At 40.4% G+C, this 16,471-nt stretch carries 17 protein-coding genes; 7 read left to right on the forward strand and 10 right to left on the reverse strand.

Annotated elements, in window-relative coordinates:
- Position 1: 1 nt before the first annotated feature.
- The 5 genes from darA to dnaX all read right to left on the reverse strand — a co-directional run bounded on the left by darA (position 2) and on the right by dnaX (position 3,928).
- On the reverse strand, positions 2-331 hold the full coding sequence (gene darA / locus AC4PHI_RS12360; RefSeq protein WP_492200131.1) for a cyclic di-AMP receptor DarA: 330 nt from the start codon (positions 329-331) through the stop codon (positions 2-4).
- A gap of 18 nt (positions 332-349) precedes the next feature.
- Entirely contained in the window at positions 350-997 is a 648-nt protein-coding gene (gene tmk, locus AC4PHI_RS12365) for a dTMP kinase (protein ID WP_492200132.1), read from the reverse strand.
- 130 nt (positions 998-1,127) lie between these two features.
- Positions 1,128-1,724, reverse strand: a complete 597-nt coding sequence (gene recR / locus AC4PHI_RS12370) for a recombination mediator RecR (protein ID WP_492200133.1) — start codon at positions 1,722-1,724, stop codon at positions 1,128-1,130.
- 72 nt (positions 1,725-1,796) lie between these two features.
- Positions 1,797-2,111 carry a YbaB/EbfC family nucleoid-associated protein gene (locus tag AC4PHI_RS12375; protein WP_492200134.1) on the reverse strand — a complete coding sequence of 105 codons (315 nt, stop codon included), beginning with the start codon at positions 2,109-2,111 and terminating at the stop codon, positions 1,797-1,799.
- 83 nt (positions 2,112-2,194) lie between these two features.
- A complete protein-coding gene (gene dnaX / locus AC4PHI_RS12380) occupies positions 2,195-3,928 on the reverse strand; it encodes a DNA polymerase III subunit gamma/tau (protein ID WP_492200135.1) in 1,734 nt (577 codons plus the stop codon).
- A 188-nt stretch (positions 3,929-4,116) separates the two neighbouring features.
- Between dnaX and AC4PHI_RS12385 the strand changes: the two genes are divergently transcribed.
- From AC4PHI_RS12385 to AC4PHI_RS12395, 3 genes are all read left to right on the forward strand, one after another.
- Positions 4,117-5,343, forward strand: a complete 1,227-nt coding sequence (locus tag AC4PHI_RS12385; RefSeq protein ID WP_492200136.1) for an SPFH domain-containing protein — start codon at positions 4,117-4,119, stop codon at positions 5,341-5,343.
- Positions 5,344-5,411: 68 nt separating this feature from the next.
- Positions 5,412-6,521, forward strand: a complete 1,110-nt coding sequence (locus AC4PHI_RS12390) for a TFIIB-type zinc ribbon-containing protein (RefSeq protein ID WP_492200137.1) — start codon at positions 5,412-5,414, stop codon at positions 6,519-6,521.
- Positions 6,518-7,339: a TPM domain-containing protein gene (locus AC4PHI_RS12395; RefSeq protein WP_492200138.1), complete on the forward strand. Its 822-nt coding sequence runs from the start codon at positions 6,518-6,520 to the stop codon at positions 7,337-7,339. The genes AC4PHI_RS12390 and AC4PHI_RS12395 overlap by 4 nt, the downstream gene beginning before the upstream one ends.
- Positions 7,340-7,770: 431 nt before the next feature.
- Here the strand turns inward: AC4PHI_RS12395 and AC4PHI_RS12400 are convergent, their stop codons facing one another.
- Both AC4PHI_RS12400 and AC4PHI_RS12405 read right to left on the reverse strand, forming a co-directional pair.
- A complete protein-coding gene (locus AC4PHI_RS12400) occupies positions 7,771-8,427 on the reverse strand; it encodes an HAD family hydrolase (protein ID WP_492200139.1) in 657 nt (218 codons plus the stop codon).
- 357 nt (positions 8,428-8,784) lie between these two features.
- The gene (locus AC4PHI_RS12405) at positions 8,785-9,015 is read right to left on the reverse strand and encodes a hypothetical protein (RefSeq protein ID WP_492200140.1); all 231 of its coding nucleotides are present in this window, start codon (positions 9,013-9,015) and stop codon (positions 8,785-8,787) included.
- 256 nt (positions 9,016-9,271) lie between these two features.
- On the opposite strand from AC4PHI_RS12405, the gene AC4PHI_RS12410 reads away from it, so the two are divergent.
- Entirely contained in the window at positions 9,272-9,550 is a 279-nt protein-coding gene (locus AC4PHI_RS12410) for a hypothetical protein (RefSeq protein WP_492200141.1), read from the forward strand.
- Positions 9,551-9,752: 202 nt separating this feature from the next.
- Positions 9,753-10,190, forward strand: coding sequence for a universal stress protein (locus AC4PHI_RS12415; RefSeq protein WP_492200142.1), 438 nt, complete (start codon positions 9,753-9,755; stop codon positions 10,188-10,190).
- A 149-nt stretch (positions 10,191-10,339) separates the two neighbouring features.
- On the opposite strand, the gene AC4PHI_RS12420 is transcribed toward AC4PHI_RS12415, so the two are convergent.
- Both AC4PHI_RS12420 and gdhA read right to left on the reverse strand, forming a co-directional pair.
- On the reverse strand, positions 10,340-11,689 hold the full coding sequence (locus AC4PHI_RS12420; protein WP_492200143.1) for a glucose-6-phosphate isomerase: 1,350 nt from the start codon (positions 11,687-11,689) through the stop codon (positions 10,340-10,342).
- Between the two features lie 190 nt (positions 11,690-11,879).
- On the reverse strand, positions 11,880-13,226 hold the full coding sequence (gene gdhA / locus AC4PHI_RS12425) for an NADP-specific glutamate dehydrogenase (protein WP_492200144.1): 1,347 nt from the start codon (positions 13,224-13,226) through the stop codon (positions 11,880-11,882).
- A 114-nt stretch (positions 13,227-13,340) separates the two neighbouring features.
- On the opposite strand from gdhA, the gene AC4PHI_RS12430 reads away from it, so the two are divergent.
- Complete coding sequence (locus AC4PHI_RS12430) at positions 13,341-14,603, forward strand: BaiN/RdsA family NAD(P)/FAD-dependent oxidoreductase (protein WP_492200145.1); 1,263 nt, start codon at positions 13,341-13,343, stop codon at positions 14,601-14,603.
- Between the two features lie 186 nt (positions 14,604-14,789).
- Entirely contained in the window at positions 14,790-15,425 is a 636-nt protein-coding gene (locus AC4PHI_RS12435; protein ID WP_492200146.1) for a pentapeptide repeat-containing protein, read from the forward strand.
- Between the two features lie 394 nt (positions 15,426-15,819).
- Here the strand turns inward: AC4PHI_RS12435 and AC4PHI_RS12440 are convergent, their stop codons facing one another.
- The gene (locus tag AC4PHI_RS12440) at positions 15,820-16,470 is read right to left on the reverse strand and encodes a histidine phosphatase family protein (RefSeq protein WP_492200147.1); all 651 of its coding nucleotides are present in this window, start codon (positions 16,468-16,470) and stop codon (positions 15,820-15,822) included.
- Position 16,471: the final 1 nt, after the last annotated feature.

The following is a 16,471-nucleotide window of genomic DNA, read 5'->3' on the forward strand; positions in this document are numbered from 1 at the left end:
ATCAGTAACGATGAAAACTTTCTACCGGCATGACAAAGACCGTCGCCCCGCCTACTTGCACTTCGATAGGACGTCCCATGTACGAGTCGATGGATGTATCCAGATTGATCGGCGCAGTCAAGTATTGTTCTCTAGACTCGCAGGTATCCTTGATAATCATCAGCACTTCATCTACCCGTTCGTCCTCAATCCCCACAATAAACGTCGTGTTCCCTGATTTGAGAAAACCGCCTGTGGTTGACAGCTTTGTTGCCCTGACATTTGCATCGATAAATTTATTGGACAACCTTTGACTATCCTTATCTTGAACAATGGCTAATATCAGCTTCATCGTCATTCCGCCTTTCTATTATAAATGAAACTTATCTGCATATCTTTGTTGCAGCACCTGATAACAGGCTGTTACTACCTGATCCAACTCTTTACGGGCATTGATCGTCACGATTCTCTCGGGAAACTGCTCAGCTAATTTTAAGTATTCGTGCTGTACTCTTTGGTGGAACACTGTACTTTCCTGATCCAAACGATCTAATTCCGCCCGTGTACGTCCTTTCTGGATTCTCTGCAAGCCTGTTTCCGCATCGACATCCAGATACAATGTCAAATCAGGCGTCAACCCTTCTGTCGCAAATTGATTGATTGACGCCACGGCATCAACTCCGATTTTGCGTCCTGCTCCCTGATAAGCAAGAGAGCTGTCAACAAAACGGTCGCACAAAACAAATTTATTTTTTTCAAGGGCAGGCAATATTTTCTCGATTAGATGTTGTCGTCTGGCAGCCGCATACAGCAGTGCTTCCGTCCGCTCATCCATCTCCATATTCTTTGGATCTAAAATAATTTGGCGAATTTTTTCGGCGATCGGTATGCCCCCCGGCTCTCGCGTGACGACCAAGTCCACTTGAAGATTTTTCTTCAACAAACGCTCCAACTTTCTAATGACACTGGTTTTCCCTGCGCCATCCGGTCCTTCAACTGTTACAAACACACCTGTCAAAATATTTCCGCTCCTTTTTCTTCACGATTTCATTTCTGCTGTTTCAAATAATAAATCGCCAAGAATAGAAGTTTCCTCAGCTCATTTATTCCTTTATTTTACTTGATTACTCCGATTATGTCCACGGAATTCACATCTCCCGGCGGCCTTCCACTGCCTTTAAAAGGGTGATCTCATCTGCGTATTCGATATCACTGCCCACAGACAAACCATGGGCAAGTCGTGTCACTTTGATTCCTGCCGGTTTGATTAATCTGGATAGATACATGGCCGTTGCTTCACCTTCAGTTGTTGCATTTGTCGCAATGATGACCTCTTTTATTTCATCATTACGCAGCCGCTGAATCAATGATGTGATGTTGATGTCGTCCGGTCCGGTGCCGTCCATAGGGGAGATCACACCGTGCAGCACATGGTATTGCCCCTTGTATTCACGCATTTTTTCCATGGAGATAACATCCTTAGGCTCCTCCACTACCAGCACTTGACTTTTATCCCTTGAAGTATCCTGACAAATCGTACAAGTCTCACTTTCGGCAATGTTACCGCAAACCACACAAAAATGCAGGTCTCTTTTGACGCTGATCAAAGCTTTAGCAAATTCATTCACGTCTTCTTCCCGCATGTCCAGTGTAAAAAAAGCCAGTCTTGCTGCGGTCTTAGCACCTATCCCCGGTAATTTCATATAGCTTTCTATTAATTTTGCAATCGGTGCTGGATAATACATATTGATCCTCTTTTCATTAAAAATTTGGCACATCTTAAAAAAACAGGAAGTTCCCCTCCTGCTCTTTTAGCACTAGAATCCCGGCAGCCCTTTAGTATATTGCCCCATGGTTGCTTCAGTTTCATCTGCGATTTGTGTCAAGGCATGATTGACTGCTGTCAGCACCAAATCCTGTAACATCTCCGGGTCATCCGGGTCAATAACTTCTGGTTGAATGCTTAAATCCAGCATCTCTCTTTTGCCGTTAAAAACAACTTTCACCAAATCATTGGCTGCTGAGCCGGTGAATTCTTTTTTTTCTAAAGCTGCTTGAGCGGCTTCCATTTCTTTTTGCATTTTCTGAACTTGCTTCATCATTCCTTGCATGTTTCCCATTCCGCGCATCATTTTTTAACATCTTCCTCTCACTATTTTCCAGCCGATGTTTGAACGAACCCGTCATTCAAACATCATATTTTTTATTTAACCCTTTAGTCGTTCACGATTTCGACTATATCACTGCCGAAGAATTCCAAGGCTTTATCCACGACTTGTTTTTCCTGATCTTCTTGAAGCAACTCTGCTTCATCCTGTATCTCTGAGTTCGTTTGACCAGTCCCTTGGTCATCCATCGGATTAGCTTGTAAAAACTCCCGGCGCAGCACACTCCACGAATCTTTAGGAACAAAGACCACATTCAACTCCAGTTGGAGCAGGCGTTGAATGCTATCTCCAATCACTGTCTTAAGCTCCATATCATCGTCTGCCCGCTGACAAATTATTTCGTAATCAAATGCAATGACGACCCCTTTTTCACTGGCAGCCACAGGTTGACTTGCCTTGAGCATGGCACGATGCGTGACAGACAAAAACTGCAGCAGCTCCGCCCAAACATCTTGTGTCAAACGCAGGTGCTCTCTCGTTGCTTCACGGAGAATTTGATAAACTTGCTCTTTCGGCAAACGGTACTGGGTCACAGGACGGCTTTGAGTGGGACTGTTGACCGGCTGCGGCTTGACTTCACTGTTGATACTTGAAGACTGCCATTCCTTGATTTCATTCTTTAACATAGCAATTTGTTGCTGCAACTCAGTAATTTCCTGACTGGTTACGGCCGAGTGCCCCTCATTATTTTTTGAGGCAGTGCTGTCATTGGCCAGTTTCACCGTAACTATTTCCAAATAAATCGCTGTATGAGTAGACATTTTCAGTTGACGCTGAGTATCACTCAACAAGTCTATGTAGCGGTAAATTTTTTCAGCAGACAATTCTTGAGACAAGGTTTTAAAATTATCGCTCAAGAATCCCCGTTCGGTTAAAAGAAATTGTGGCGCCTGCTGGTAAATCAGCAGGTCACGGCAGTAAAACAGGACATCTTCGATAAACCGGCTGCTTTCTTTACCTTCCGTCAAAATAGCCTGTACTGTTTGAAGGGCATCTTCCACACTGCCCTCCGCACACAATGATATATACTGATCCAACATTTCCGTGGTCAGGCTCCCGGTCACTTGCAAGGCATCTTGGTCAGTCAATTCCCCGTTGCTGAAAGACAACGCTTGGTCCAGCAGACTTAAAGCATCCCGCATTCCCCCTTCAGCTGCTCTGCCGATAATATATAAACTTTGGTCTTGAAAGGCAATACCCATCTCTGACAATATATGTCGTAAATGCTGAACAATGTCCTCTGTGGTGATACGTTTAAAATCAAAACGTTGTGTGCGGGAAATGATTGTCGGAGGAATTTTATGAGGCTCTGTCGTAGCCAAAATAAATAAAACATTTTTGGGCGGTTCTTCCAGTGTTTTCAACAAAGCATTAAAAGCACCCGTAGACAGCATGTGGACCTCATCTATGATATAAACTTTATACGTTGCCTGAGTAGGGGCATACTTCACTTTTTCACGAAGGTCGCGGATCTCGTCAACGCCGTTATTACTTGCCGCATCAATTTCTATCACATCATTCAGACGGCCTTCAGTGATTTCCCGGCAAATATCACACTCGTTGCAAGGCTCCCCATCTGTTTGATTGGGACAGTTGATTGCTTTGGCAAAAATTTTGGCAGCACTCGTTTTTCCGGTGCCTCTCGGTCCGGTAAAAAGATAAGCATGAGAGGTTTTATGCTGAGATAGGGCATTTTTCAGTGTTTGTGTCACCATCTGCTGCCCGACGAGATCTGAAAACCTCTGGGAGCGCCACACACGATACAATGCTTGATAAGCCATGATTTCCTCTCCTGTACATTCATTTTGATTTTTTTACAGCTGTTCTCAAACTTTTTCGAGACGCAACTATAAATTTTCCTCTCATTATTATACGTGATAATTTAACAAAAAACCACCTTAAGACGTATTCAATAGATTTTTACGATATGGTACAATGAATGCATAAAATAACGAATGGAGTGACGACTATGGGTATTATTAAAGCCGCTACAAGTTCTGTTTCCGGTGCTTTGGCCGATCAATGGCTTGAGATTATTGAACCCGATCGACTTACCAGTAAAACACTAATCACCAAAGGGGTACAAATCGTCCGCAACCGTAGAAATGGTTCCAACACTAAACGAACGGATGGGGTGATTACAGACGGTTCTGTTATCCATGTTTATCCGAATACAATGATGCTGCTGATCGACGGAGGAAAAATCATCGATTTCACAGCGGAAGAAGGCTACTATACAGTAAAAAATGACACTGCCCCTTCCATGTTTCAAGGGGATTTGCGTGCGTCCATTGCTGAATCCTTCAGCCGTTTTAAATATGGCGGCACCACTCCTAAAAACCAGCAGGTCGTTTACATCAACCTGCAAGAAATCACTGACATAAAATTTGGCACTCGAGCACCTCTAAATTATTTTGACAATTTTTATAACGCCGAATTATTTTTGCGTGCCCACGGAAGCTATTCCATCAAAATCACTGATCCAGTTCTTTTTTACGGAGAAGTTGCTTCGAAAGGCAGTGTACATTTAGAGACTGATGATTTACCGCAACAATTTTTGGATGAATTTTTAACAGCCTTACAAACATCCATCGCTAAAATGTCAGTCGCCGGTGTCCAGATTAGTCATCTGGTTGCCAAATCCCAAGAGTTAAGCCGGTATATGAGCGATGCTTTGGATGATGAGTGGCGCGACCGCCGCGGCATTGAAGTTGTTTCCGCAGCTGTGGCCAGTATTTCTTATGACGATGACTCTAAGCAGCTCATCCAAATGCGTAATAAAGGTGCTATGCTCAGCGATGCCTCGATTCGTGAAGGATTCGTTCAAGGCTCTGTGGCCAGCGGAATCGAAAAGGCAGGCGCCAATCCCAGCGGCAGCGGTACAGCTTTTATGGGAATGAGTATGGGAATGGGTGCTGCCGGCAACTTTATGGGTGAAGCTTCCAAAACTAATAGGGAACAAGCGGCGGCTCAAGCTAAACAGCAATCAGCTGCCGGAGATACTTGGATTTGTCCAAACGACGGCACAGAAAACACGGGCAAGTTTTGCTCAGAATGCGGGGAAGCCAAACCGGCAACCCAAGACAAAGGGATTCAAATGAGGTGCAGCGAATGTCAAAATATTATTACTATCCACGGTTCGATGCCCAAATTCTGTCCAGAATGCGGCAAACCTTTTTCGGGGACTGCCCTCTGATTCACAAATCCAGGAAATAGCTGCCGTTCCATAAAGGAGCAAACTATTAAAAATCAAGGAGGGATGGCATGAGCGACGTATTAACACATAAGTGTCCAAATTGCGGCGGTCCTTTATTATTTGATCCAGCCAAACAACTTTTTCATTGCGAGTATTGTCTGAGTGAATTCAGCGAAGAAGCACTCACGTCACTACTGACAGCCAAATCCGAAACGGCCTCTGAAGAAGTTGACTCGTCAGCTGATTTCGATGAACAAGTATTAGATCAGGTCGACAGCGAAGAAGAGAGCACAACTTTGGAACTTTTCAGTTGTCCCAGCTGCGGAGCGGAAATCGTCACGGATGAAACCACTGCGGCAACTTTTTGCTATTACTGTCACAATCCTGTGGTTTTGTCTGGAAGAGTGAGCGGCGATTTCCTCCCCGAGGCCATCCTGCCTTTTGCAGTAGATCGTAAAAAAGCGGTGGAGCAATTTCTTGCATGGGGCCGAAAAAAGAAATTCGTTCCTAAAGATTTTTTTAATGATGCCCAAATAGAAAAAATCACCGGTGTTTATTTCCCTTACTGGCTGATCGATGGTGAACTGTCTGCCTCTTATCGGGCAAGAGGAACGACTATCCGCGTCTGGCGCGCAGGTGATTATGAAATGACTGAAACTAAATATTTCAATATTGCCCGGGAAGGAACGATGAATTTTAAAAATTTCATTAAGAATGCCTTGAGAAAAAATCAAACACTGGCGATGATTCAATCTGTCCAGCCTTTTAATTTGCTGCAGACGAAAAAATTCTCGTCTAAATATCTCTCGGGCTTCCAAGCCGACAAACGGGATTTAAATTATAAAGATTTGCAGGAGGAAGTCCGCAGCGAACTCAAAAATTACGGTCATTCCCTGCTCAAGGATACCGTCAATGGTTATACGCAAATTTTTCAGGAGCATACGGATTTTCATACTATCAAAGAAACGCCCCAATACGTTTTGCTCCCTGTGTGGGTGCTGACTTATCGCGGCCAGGGAAACAACGATCAAGATCAGCTCTATTATTATGCGATGAATGGAGAATCAGGAAAAACTAGTGGGCGGCTGCCAGTAGATAAAAAGAAAGTCAGCCTTTTCGCAACTGCTATTTTTGCCGTTGTGCTCGTTCTTGCACTGATCGGAGGGTATCTTATATGAAACGTTTGACCTTCTTGCTGCTCAGCGTGCTTGGTTTTTTCTTGTTTCCATTGAGTAATCCGATTGCTTTAGCGAATAAACAGATAATCGTCGATAATGCCGGTCTTTTCAGTGAAGAGGAAGCCCTGTCCCTAGAACAAATGCTTCGTGAATTTATTGATGACACAAAGATGGATGCAGTAATCCTGACCACAAATAGTACGGATGGTCAGGCAATCGAATACTATGCTGCCGATTTTTATGACTATAATGATTACGGCATCGGGGAACACAAAGACGGGTTTATTTTTATTATTGATATGGGAGAACGGCAATTTGATATTGTAACTACAGGTAAAACCATGGCACTTTTATCAGATGGGAGAGCCAGTTCTGTTCTTGATGCAGCCGAAGACAACATGAGAAACGGCGACTTCCCGGGTGCGGTCAGAAGTGCGGTCGATTCTGTGAAAAGTTATGTCGCACAAGGGATGCCAAGCGGGCATACTTACGATAAAGAGGCCGGAAAATTAAAAAAAGTGAAACGTATCAGTCCCCTGGAAGCTGTGATTGCATTTATTACTGCGGTAGCTTCTGCCGGCATTGCCGTGGCAACAATTGCTTCAAGATATCGTCTTAAAAAAAGCAGTTACTCCTATCCATATCGTGAACAGGGAACTTTAAATTTAGCGGTGAAAAAAGATGATTTATTTGATGTTCGCATCACACGCCGGCACATTCCCCGTCCTTCCAATAACAACAAAAGCGGTGGAGGCGGGGGCTCGTTTACCTCAAGCAGCGGACGTTCCCATGGCAGCGGCGGCGGACGTAGTTTCTGATTTGCTAGTCCAATAATTTTAGAGCATAATAAAAAAGTCGGAAGCAGTTGCAACATGCTCCGGCTTTTTTTAATAAACCTGTGACCCGACCAAGTATTTACGCTGCAAAGAAAAATTTGAATGCAAACGTTCCTCACTTTAGTGTACATAAAATGCAATCTCTGTTTTAAATAAACTTTTTATCCCACAATATCTTCGTTTTGAAGGGACTTTATTTGAATTAGCTATAAGTTTGAGCTAAGCTATACATAAGAGCTTTACACTAACAATTAACTCAATCATTTTATACCTAAACTCTATAAACTGATCCAATATTGAGGGACTGTTGTGTAAAGTTCTTTTTGTGTTGAATTCATTAAAAGTACGTCACAAATAGAACAAACCAACTAAAATGATGGACGTATTCAATCAGCAGTTATAAAACTTCTGCTTTATTGATCAGTCAGCACCTTCAAAATTTCCTCAGGGGAAGCCACGATGACTGTTGCTCCCGCCTGCTCCAATTCATCACGGGAACCAAAACCATACAATACACCGATGCTCTCCAATCCATTTTTCTTTGCACCTAGGATATCATATTCTCTATCGCCGATCATCACCGCAGCTTCCTTCGCAATGGAGGGGAAATGTTTGAGAGCGTAGTGAATCACCTCTGCTTTGTTAGAGCGGGTGCCGTCCATGTTACTGCCGAACACTCCGGTAAAATATTTTTCCAACTTGAAATGCTCCATGATTTGTTTCGCATATTTTTCAGGTTTTGAAGTGGCAATCCCAAGTGTCAGCCCCTTTTCTACTAATCCTTGGAGGACTTCAGTCATACCCGAATAAAGATAATTTTCAAAAATCCCTTTCACTGAGTAGTATTCACGGTAAAACTTGACCGCTTCATCGCTTTTTTCAGCAGACAAAAAATAATGCTTCTGGAAGGATTCTTTCAAAGGCGGTCCGATAAATTTTTTCAACTGTTCATCAGGCAAGGGCACCAAATCCATCTTAACTAATGAATACCTTATGGCAGCGATGATTCCTTCTTCCGGATCAGTCACTGTTCCATCCAAATCAAACAGCACCAGCTTTTTATTTTTCATTTTACCAACTCTCCTCAATCATCTGATTTTAATTTAACTTCTCACTTCCCAATAAGCATACTCTCAAAAGATAGCTGTCAACCAACTTTTTTATTTTATATTCTGAATCGCGTTTAGGAAATGATTTTATTTAACACAAATTTCTACTAATGCTCCTAAAATCATCACAATAAATTCACATCTTGAAGATATAGTATAAGCATACCAATAAACAACCCTAACAAAACTTTTCATTATTTACTCCTCCAAAGTAAATAAAATCTCCTTTAGCCCTTGGCGTAAAAGCCGGGGCTTTTTTTGTCGGTAGTTTTAAGGGGATAATCAATAAAAACACATAACTTTCAGCCATGTGTTTGATCAATATTTTTTCATATTCACTTCGTATTCAAAAATTTTATTTTTAATTTTCATATCGTCAGAGAAGCCGTAGCCGCAATATACCAAGTCGTTCACAAGTAATTCTTTTTCGGTTGCCTGCCTTTCCATCAGTATCACCGCAAAGCCATCATAGTAAGTCATCCTTAAATACCCTTTTGGAGAAGTACTGTTTCTGGAAATATAAAAATATCCAAACAAAGCTGTTTTCATACTCTTCCTCCTTTTTCCTCTTCCTATGATACCTTTCATTATACCAAAGTATTAATAAATTGACGATGAATGAGTTCCTTTTGTCCACATTTCTCTCTATTATTTAATCCATTTCTTGTATAATATTTTTTATCTTTTTCATATAGCAAATTATTTCTGTTTGATATGTGAGCGACTTAGGGATTTTCACCTTTACAAAAAGAACAAATGTTCGTATAATTGTGATGAAGACCTTTTTAATCGGGAGGGATAAGAGATGAAAAAAAATTTAGTCGGCACATTTGAAAAAGTCAGATTTATCGGCAAATATCCCAATGTTATGATCCGCTTTACACTCATAACTGATGAAGGCAATGTCAACTGTATCGCAACTAGAGAAATTGCCAATAGGCTTATGATGATGACGGAAAAAAAGCAACTCGCTGTTTACGGTCATTACAATACTAAAGGTCAATTGATTATTGAAAAGATGATGATTAGAAACCCGAGCAGCTTCGCTCTTGCCTACATGTCGAAAAATAGAAAGTACGTTTAACAGAATCTGGCTGTGCTAGATGTTTTAAAAAACACTTTGCAATAAATCAGACATTTTTTGAAAAAACAAAGCCTCTGTCAGATTTCCACATCTTCTGAAATACAGTTATCCCGTCTTCCAAATCAACAGACTTTGAAAAAGCGTTCCTATTTTTTGTAAACGCTTCTTTGTGATACAATAATAGACAAAGGAGGCGCTTAAAATGACTGTAGAATATAAAAAAATACTTGTTGCATTTGATGCTTCAGAACAATCCAAAGTTGCTGTGGAACATGCCAAATTATTGTCCCAACTAAATAATGGTCACGTCACTATCCTGCAAGTTCTCGAACCAATCATTGATTACTTGGCTCCTGACTCATACGTGATAAGCGAACTCACCAAATCTCAAAAAGAAATACAGAAGAATTTAAAACGGACGCTGGAAAATAATTATGTTTCTCCAGAGGACCCCAACATTGATGTGATGGTTTTGATAGATACGCCGAAAGATGCTATCGTCAAATTTGCCAGAGAAAATAATTTTGACATCATCGTGATGGGTGCTACTGGAAAACACGGCATCAACAAGCTGTTGATGGGGTCCACTGCCTCTTACGTGGTAAATCATGCTCCGTGTACTGTTCTAACTGTGAAATAATTTTTTTTCACTCGTATATACTATTACACTGCTCAAAAAACAGCTGGTTTACAAAGCTGGTATTTTGAGCAGTTTTTTTACAAAAAAATGTGCTTGGAAAATAAATTCCAAGCACATTTTAAACTTATCTCAGTCCACATTCGATAGAATTACAAACGTTCGTTTAATTCTTTCGCCAAATCTTCAAAGCCTGGTTTGCCTAGTAGAGCAAACATGTTTTTCTTGTAAGCTTCCACTCCTGGCTGATCAAACGGATTTACCCCATTCATATAACCCGAGATACCGCAGGCGATTTCAAAGAAATACATCAAGTAGCCTAAAGTAAAGGCATTTTGTTCCGGAATTGTGATTACAAAATTCGGAACATCTCCATCTGTATGAGCCAGTAAAGTTCCTTCAAATGCTTTGGTGTTGACAAAATCCACATCTTTCCCTTGCAAATAACCCAAACCGTCCAAATCTTTTTCTGTGATCGGAATATTGATATTATGACGAGGTTTGTCTAATTTAATCACAGTTTCAAAAATATTGCGGCGACCTTCTTGAATGTATTGTCCCAGTGAGTGCAAGTCTGTGGAGAAATTAGCACTGGAAGGATAGATACCTTTTTGATCTTTTCCTTCTGACTCGCCGAATAATTGTTTCCACCATTCTGAGAAATATTGCAGACTTGGCTCATAGTTAATCAAAAGCTCTGTCACTTTTCCTTTACGATATAAAATATTACGCAAGGCAGCATATTGATAGGCAGCATTTTCTTCCAACTTGTCGCTGGAGAAATCCTTACGGGCTTGATTAGCCCCTTCCATCAGCTCTAAAATATCAGCACCGCTGGCAGCAATCGGAAGCAAGCCCACCGCTGTCAACACTGAAAAACGTCCGCCCACATCATCAGGAATCACGAAAGTTTCCCAACCTTCTTCATCAGCTTCGACCTTCACTGCCCCTTTAGCCTTATCTGTGGTAGCATAAATACGTTTGTTGGCTTCTTCACGGCCATATTTTTTTATCAGCATTTCTTTAAAAATTCTAAATGCAATCGCAGGCTCGGTAGTTGTACCAGATTTTGAAATCACGTTGACTGAAAAATCACGGTCTCCGATGATATGGATCAAATCTGTCAAATAAGAAGAACTGATGCTGTTCCCGGCAAAGAAAATTTGAGGAGCTTTTCTCTCGCCTTTGTCCAGCAAGTTATAAAATGAATGATGTAAAAAGTCCAGTGCTGCTTTTGCCCCTAAGTAAGAACCGCCGATCCCGATAACGATCAAAACTTCTGAATCAGATTGAATTTTTTCTGCTGCCTTTTGAATCCGGGCAAATTCCTCTTTGTCATAATTTTCCGGCAAATCGATCCAGCCTAAAAAGTCACTGCCTGCCCCTGTACCTTCACGCAGCTCTCTATGTGCAGCTGACACTTGATTTTGCATATACCCCAACTCGTGCTCGACAATAAATGTACCTTCCACTTTTGAATAATCAAATTGAATATGTGCCATTTTTTTCCTCCTAAATTTAATGGTTCAGCAACCATGATTTTTAAGGTCATTTTTTACAAAAAGTATCAACTGTCCTTAAAAGTTCAACACTTCCTTTATACTATATACTTTACGTTCTTTTCACTCTTTTTTCAAGTGAACACTGCAAATTTAACTGTTTTTCAGAAGAATAAAAAAAGGCCTAGTCACACTAGACCAATCCTTGGATAAGCATCGCATCCGCTACCTTGGCAAAGCCGGCGATATTCGCACCGACCACTAAATTTCCCGCCTTGCCGTAGGTGATTGCTGTATCTCGGCAAGTGATATAAATATCTTCCATAATTTTTTCAAGCTTCTTGTCGACTTTTTCAAAAGTCCACGGCAATCTTTGCGAATTCTGAGCCATTTCCAGCGCTGAAACGGCTACACCGCCCGCATTGGCTGCCTTGGCAGGGCAAAAGAAAACACCGTGCTCTTGAAAAATTTTGACAGCTTTGAGTGTTGAGGGCATATTTGCCCCCTCAGCCACTACTTTCACCCCATTAGCAATGATATTTTTAGCAAGAGACTCATCGATTTCATTTTGGGTGGCGCAAGGCAAGGCAATTTCATAACTTTCTTTTAATGACCAGACAGACTCATCGGGAAAGTATTTTGCATTGGGCACTCGGTCTGCATATTCTGATATACGGCCTCTCTTGATCTCTTTGATTTCTTTCAGCAATGCAACATCGATGCCTTGATCGTCATAAATAAATCCATTGGAGTCACTGCAGGTGACAGCAGTCGCACCCAACTGATGTACTTTTTCGATGGCATAAGTTGCAACGTTGCCACTTCCTGAGACCGCCACTTTTTTACCTGCCAAACTTTCCCCGTGATCTTTCAATAAATTTTGCACGAAATAGACCAAGCCGTACCCGGTGGCTTCGGTCCGGCCCAAGCTTCCCCAGATAGTCAAAGGTTTACCAGTTAATGTGCCGCTGCTGTATTGCTGTATCCTTTTATACTGTCCAAAAAGATAGCCGATTTCCCGACCGCCGACGCCGATATCTCCAGCAGGCACGTCGGTATCTGGACCAATATAATTTTGGAGTTCCAGCATAAAACTTTGACAAAAACGCATGATCTCACCGTCGGATTTTCCTTTTGGATTAAAATTACTGCCGCCTTTTCCTCCGCCGATAGGCAAACCTGTCAAACTATTTTTAAAGACTTGTTCAAAAGCCAAAAATTTCATGATACTTTCATTAACTGTCGGATGCAGACGCAAGCCACCTTTATAAGGACCTAATGCCGAATTGAATTGAACCCGATAGCCACGATTGACTTGCCATTTACCCTGATCATCCTGCCACGGGACACGAAATTTAATCACACGTTCAGCCTGCATCAACAATTCTAAAATACTGTTTTCTTCAATTTGCAGATGCTGCTCCACATACATTTCAATGCTGGGCAAAAACTCATCCACTGCTTGCAGATATTCTGATTGGTAGGGATTTTCACGTTGAATTCTTTCTCTGATGTTTTTTAAATACTCATTTTTTAACATTTTCATCCCTCTTTCGTTATTTTTTAATAGTATAATCTATTTGTGAAAAAAAATAAATTCATTTTTTTCCTTTTTGAGCTATGGTACACTATTTTTAGAATTGGAGGTTGTCAAATGTCAATAGATGTGATTGTTGTGGGTGCAGGAACCAGCGGTATGATGGCAGCCATCTCTGCTGCCGCTCATGGCGCTGAAGTTTTGCTGGTGGAAAAAAATAACCGGTTAGGAAAAAAATTATTGCTGACAGGCGGTGGCCGATGTAATGTCACAAACAACCGTTCATCAGATGAAATTATCCGTTATATTCCGGGCAATGGAAAATTTTTATACAGTGCTTTTTCTCAATTCGATAATTTTGACATTATTCGTTTTTTTGAAGAGCGTCAGATTCCATTAAAAGAGGAGGATCACGGACGGATGTTTCCCGTCAGCAATCGTTCAAAAACAATTGTTGAAGCTTTGCAACGGGAACTTGAAGTCTTGAATGTCAAACTTCTGACTAATAGTCCTGTCAAAAAGTTGTTGAAAAATGAACACAAGGTTTTGGGCGTCCGATTAGAAAACGGGAAAGAATTTATTGCACCGTGCACTATCATCGCAACAGGAGGAAAGTCCTATCCATACACTGGGTCAACTGGTATTGGTTACACTTTGGCTAAAAGTGTTGGTCACAAGATTACTCCCTTATTTGCCACTGAGTCCCCGATTAAGCTGAAAGATTCTTTTGTTAAAAACAAACAACTACAAGGTCTGTCTCTTCAAAACATCTGTTTGTCAGTAATAAATTCTGCCAATAAGACTGTGGTCAGCCATCAAATGGATGTTTTGTTCACTCATTTCGGTATCTCCGGCCCCGCAGCCTTGCGATGCAGCATGTTCGTCAATCGGGAACTTGAAAAAAATAAACAAGTCACACTTAGATTAGACGGGATGCCCCAAACATCTGCTGGGGAACTTGAAACACTTTTAAGCCGCACGCAAGAGCTGTCTGGTAATAAATCAATTAAAAATGCATTGAAAGGACTGCTTCCTGATCGTTATCTGACCTTTTTATTACAGCAAGCTGGCATTGAGCTAACCATGCCCATTAAGCAGATGGAACAGAAACAAATGGAAGATTTTATTAATCAAATCAAAGCTTTCGAAATGACTGCTGTGGGCACCTATCCCATAGAAAAATCCTTTGTGACCGGAGGAGGCGTTCATTTGAAAGAAATTGACCCCCGCACTTTGAAAAGTAAACTAATCGACGGTCTTTTCTTTGCAGGAGAATTGCTTGATGTCAACGGCTACACAGGAGGATATAATATCACTGCTGCATTTGTGACAGGATATGTTGCAGGAAAACACGGGGCAGAGACTGCTATTTTCTATTAGAGCAAGCATAGTCAAATCGGTTAACTTCATCTGAATTACCTAGAGAAAATTTCAGGTCTTTTCTTGGTACAATCTTTCCATCTAAAATAAAGTTGCTCTGAAAAACAACTGTCTCAGATAGATACGTTTTTTTACAACTCCTCTGCTATACTAGTAAGAGATGTAAAAAACTTAGGAGAAATAGCAATGAAAAAACCTGTGTTACCGAAACTGCCTATAAACTTGATAGCTGAATCTTCCTTTTATATAGAAGAAGGGGAACTTTATGAACACCTACTAATCGAAAATCAGCTCTGCAACGATAATGATACTGCCCATGTGATTTTAAAAAATTCAAAGTTGAGCAAAGTTTCCCTCACTAATAGTGCTTTGCATCACTTTGAAATGAAAAATGTTGTTTGTGACCACTGCGACTTTTCCAATACGGAATTTCTCTACGGCTCTTTTCACCAAGTCCATTTTAAGAACACTAAACTCACCGGAGTTAATTTCGCTGAAAGTTATTTTCAAGACTGTACGTTTGAAGATTGCCTGTTAGATTTTTCTTCTTTCAACTATTCTAAATTTAAAATCGTTTCTTTCCTGGATTGTTCCATTAAAGAGAGCGAATTTTCTGAATTGGATTGGAAACATTTAACTTTGGAAAGATGCTTGATAGACAATACTAACTGGTTCCATACGGCTTTAAAGGGTCTCAACCTTGCTTCTTGCAACTTTGAAAAAATCGCCTTTAGTCAGGAGAAAATCGGCGGATTGATTGTCAACCAAGAACAAGCCATTCTCATCACCTTGGCATTGGGGATTGTTTTGGAGGATGAATGAAATTGGGAAAACGTAAAAAAAATCGAAAAAATTATTTTTCGAGTTAGTCTGGCAAGAATTAAATTAGAAGATGTTAATTTAGTAAGGTTATTCATTAAAAAAAATCAAAACCAGAAGAGATACATCTAGGATGCTGAAAATTTTTTATATCAGTGTTTTTGATTTTTTTGTAACGAACGACTTAAAAAAATCGCATCATTTGTGGTACATCTCTGTACACCACAAACAAGTGCGATTTTTTATAATCTAACCTTCCTAAAGAACCTAGTCTAAAAAACAAACAAATTATTTTTACATTTCCAGATATTTGAAACCTTTGCATTCAATTTCTTCAAGCATATTTATATTGAATCTTGTCTCCACAATCAATTCAACCAATAAAAGTCATGCTTTATTAAGACAACTCTGCAAACTTCCAACAATTGTCATCATTTTGCAGATGGAACATCTGACCATTTCTCATTTGAATTTTTTCAACTGAAAAGTTTTCATGATCCAGTAAGGTGTCCAGCATACACAAAATAGTATTAGCATGTGATACTATCAATACATTTCTCCAATCATTGGCAGATACACGGTCTTTTATCATATTCAAAGCATCTTTAATTCTTGCAGAAAACTCTTCATAGTTTTCTGCTAATCCATTTATGTCATACTTTTTTGTTGCATCTATAAAATCTGAGAGAGAACGATTTGATAAGAACTCTTCGTAATTATCAAATCCTTCAAAATTCACAATTTTTTTTCTGGTTTTCTGAAGATTGTCCCCTTCGAACGTTCCTAGAAATCTTTCTCTCAGCAACTTAGTATAAAAAACATCTTTTTTATCTACCTGACAATATTTTAAAATAATTTCCGCAGTTTGTTTGGCTCTTCCCAGATCACTGCATATCACAGCATCAACTACTCCTAGATTACAATCACGATAAATTTTTTCTAGCTCATTTATTCCCTCCTGAGTCAAATCAGAATCAATCCATCCCTGATTTTTACCCAGTCTATTGAGAAGAGTTTCACCGTGCCGAACTATGAATAAATTTAACATA

The sequence above is a fragment of the Vagococcus sp. QWL-13 genome (assembly GCF_058683555.1).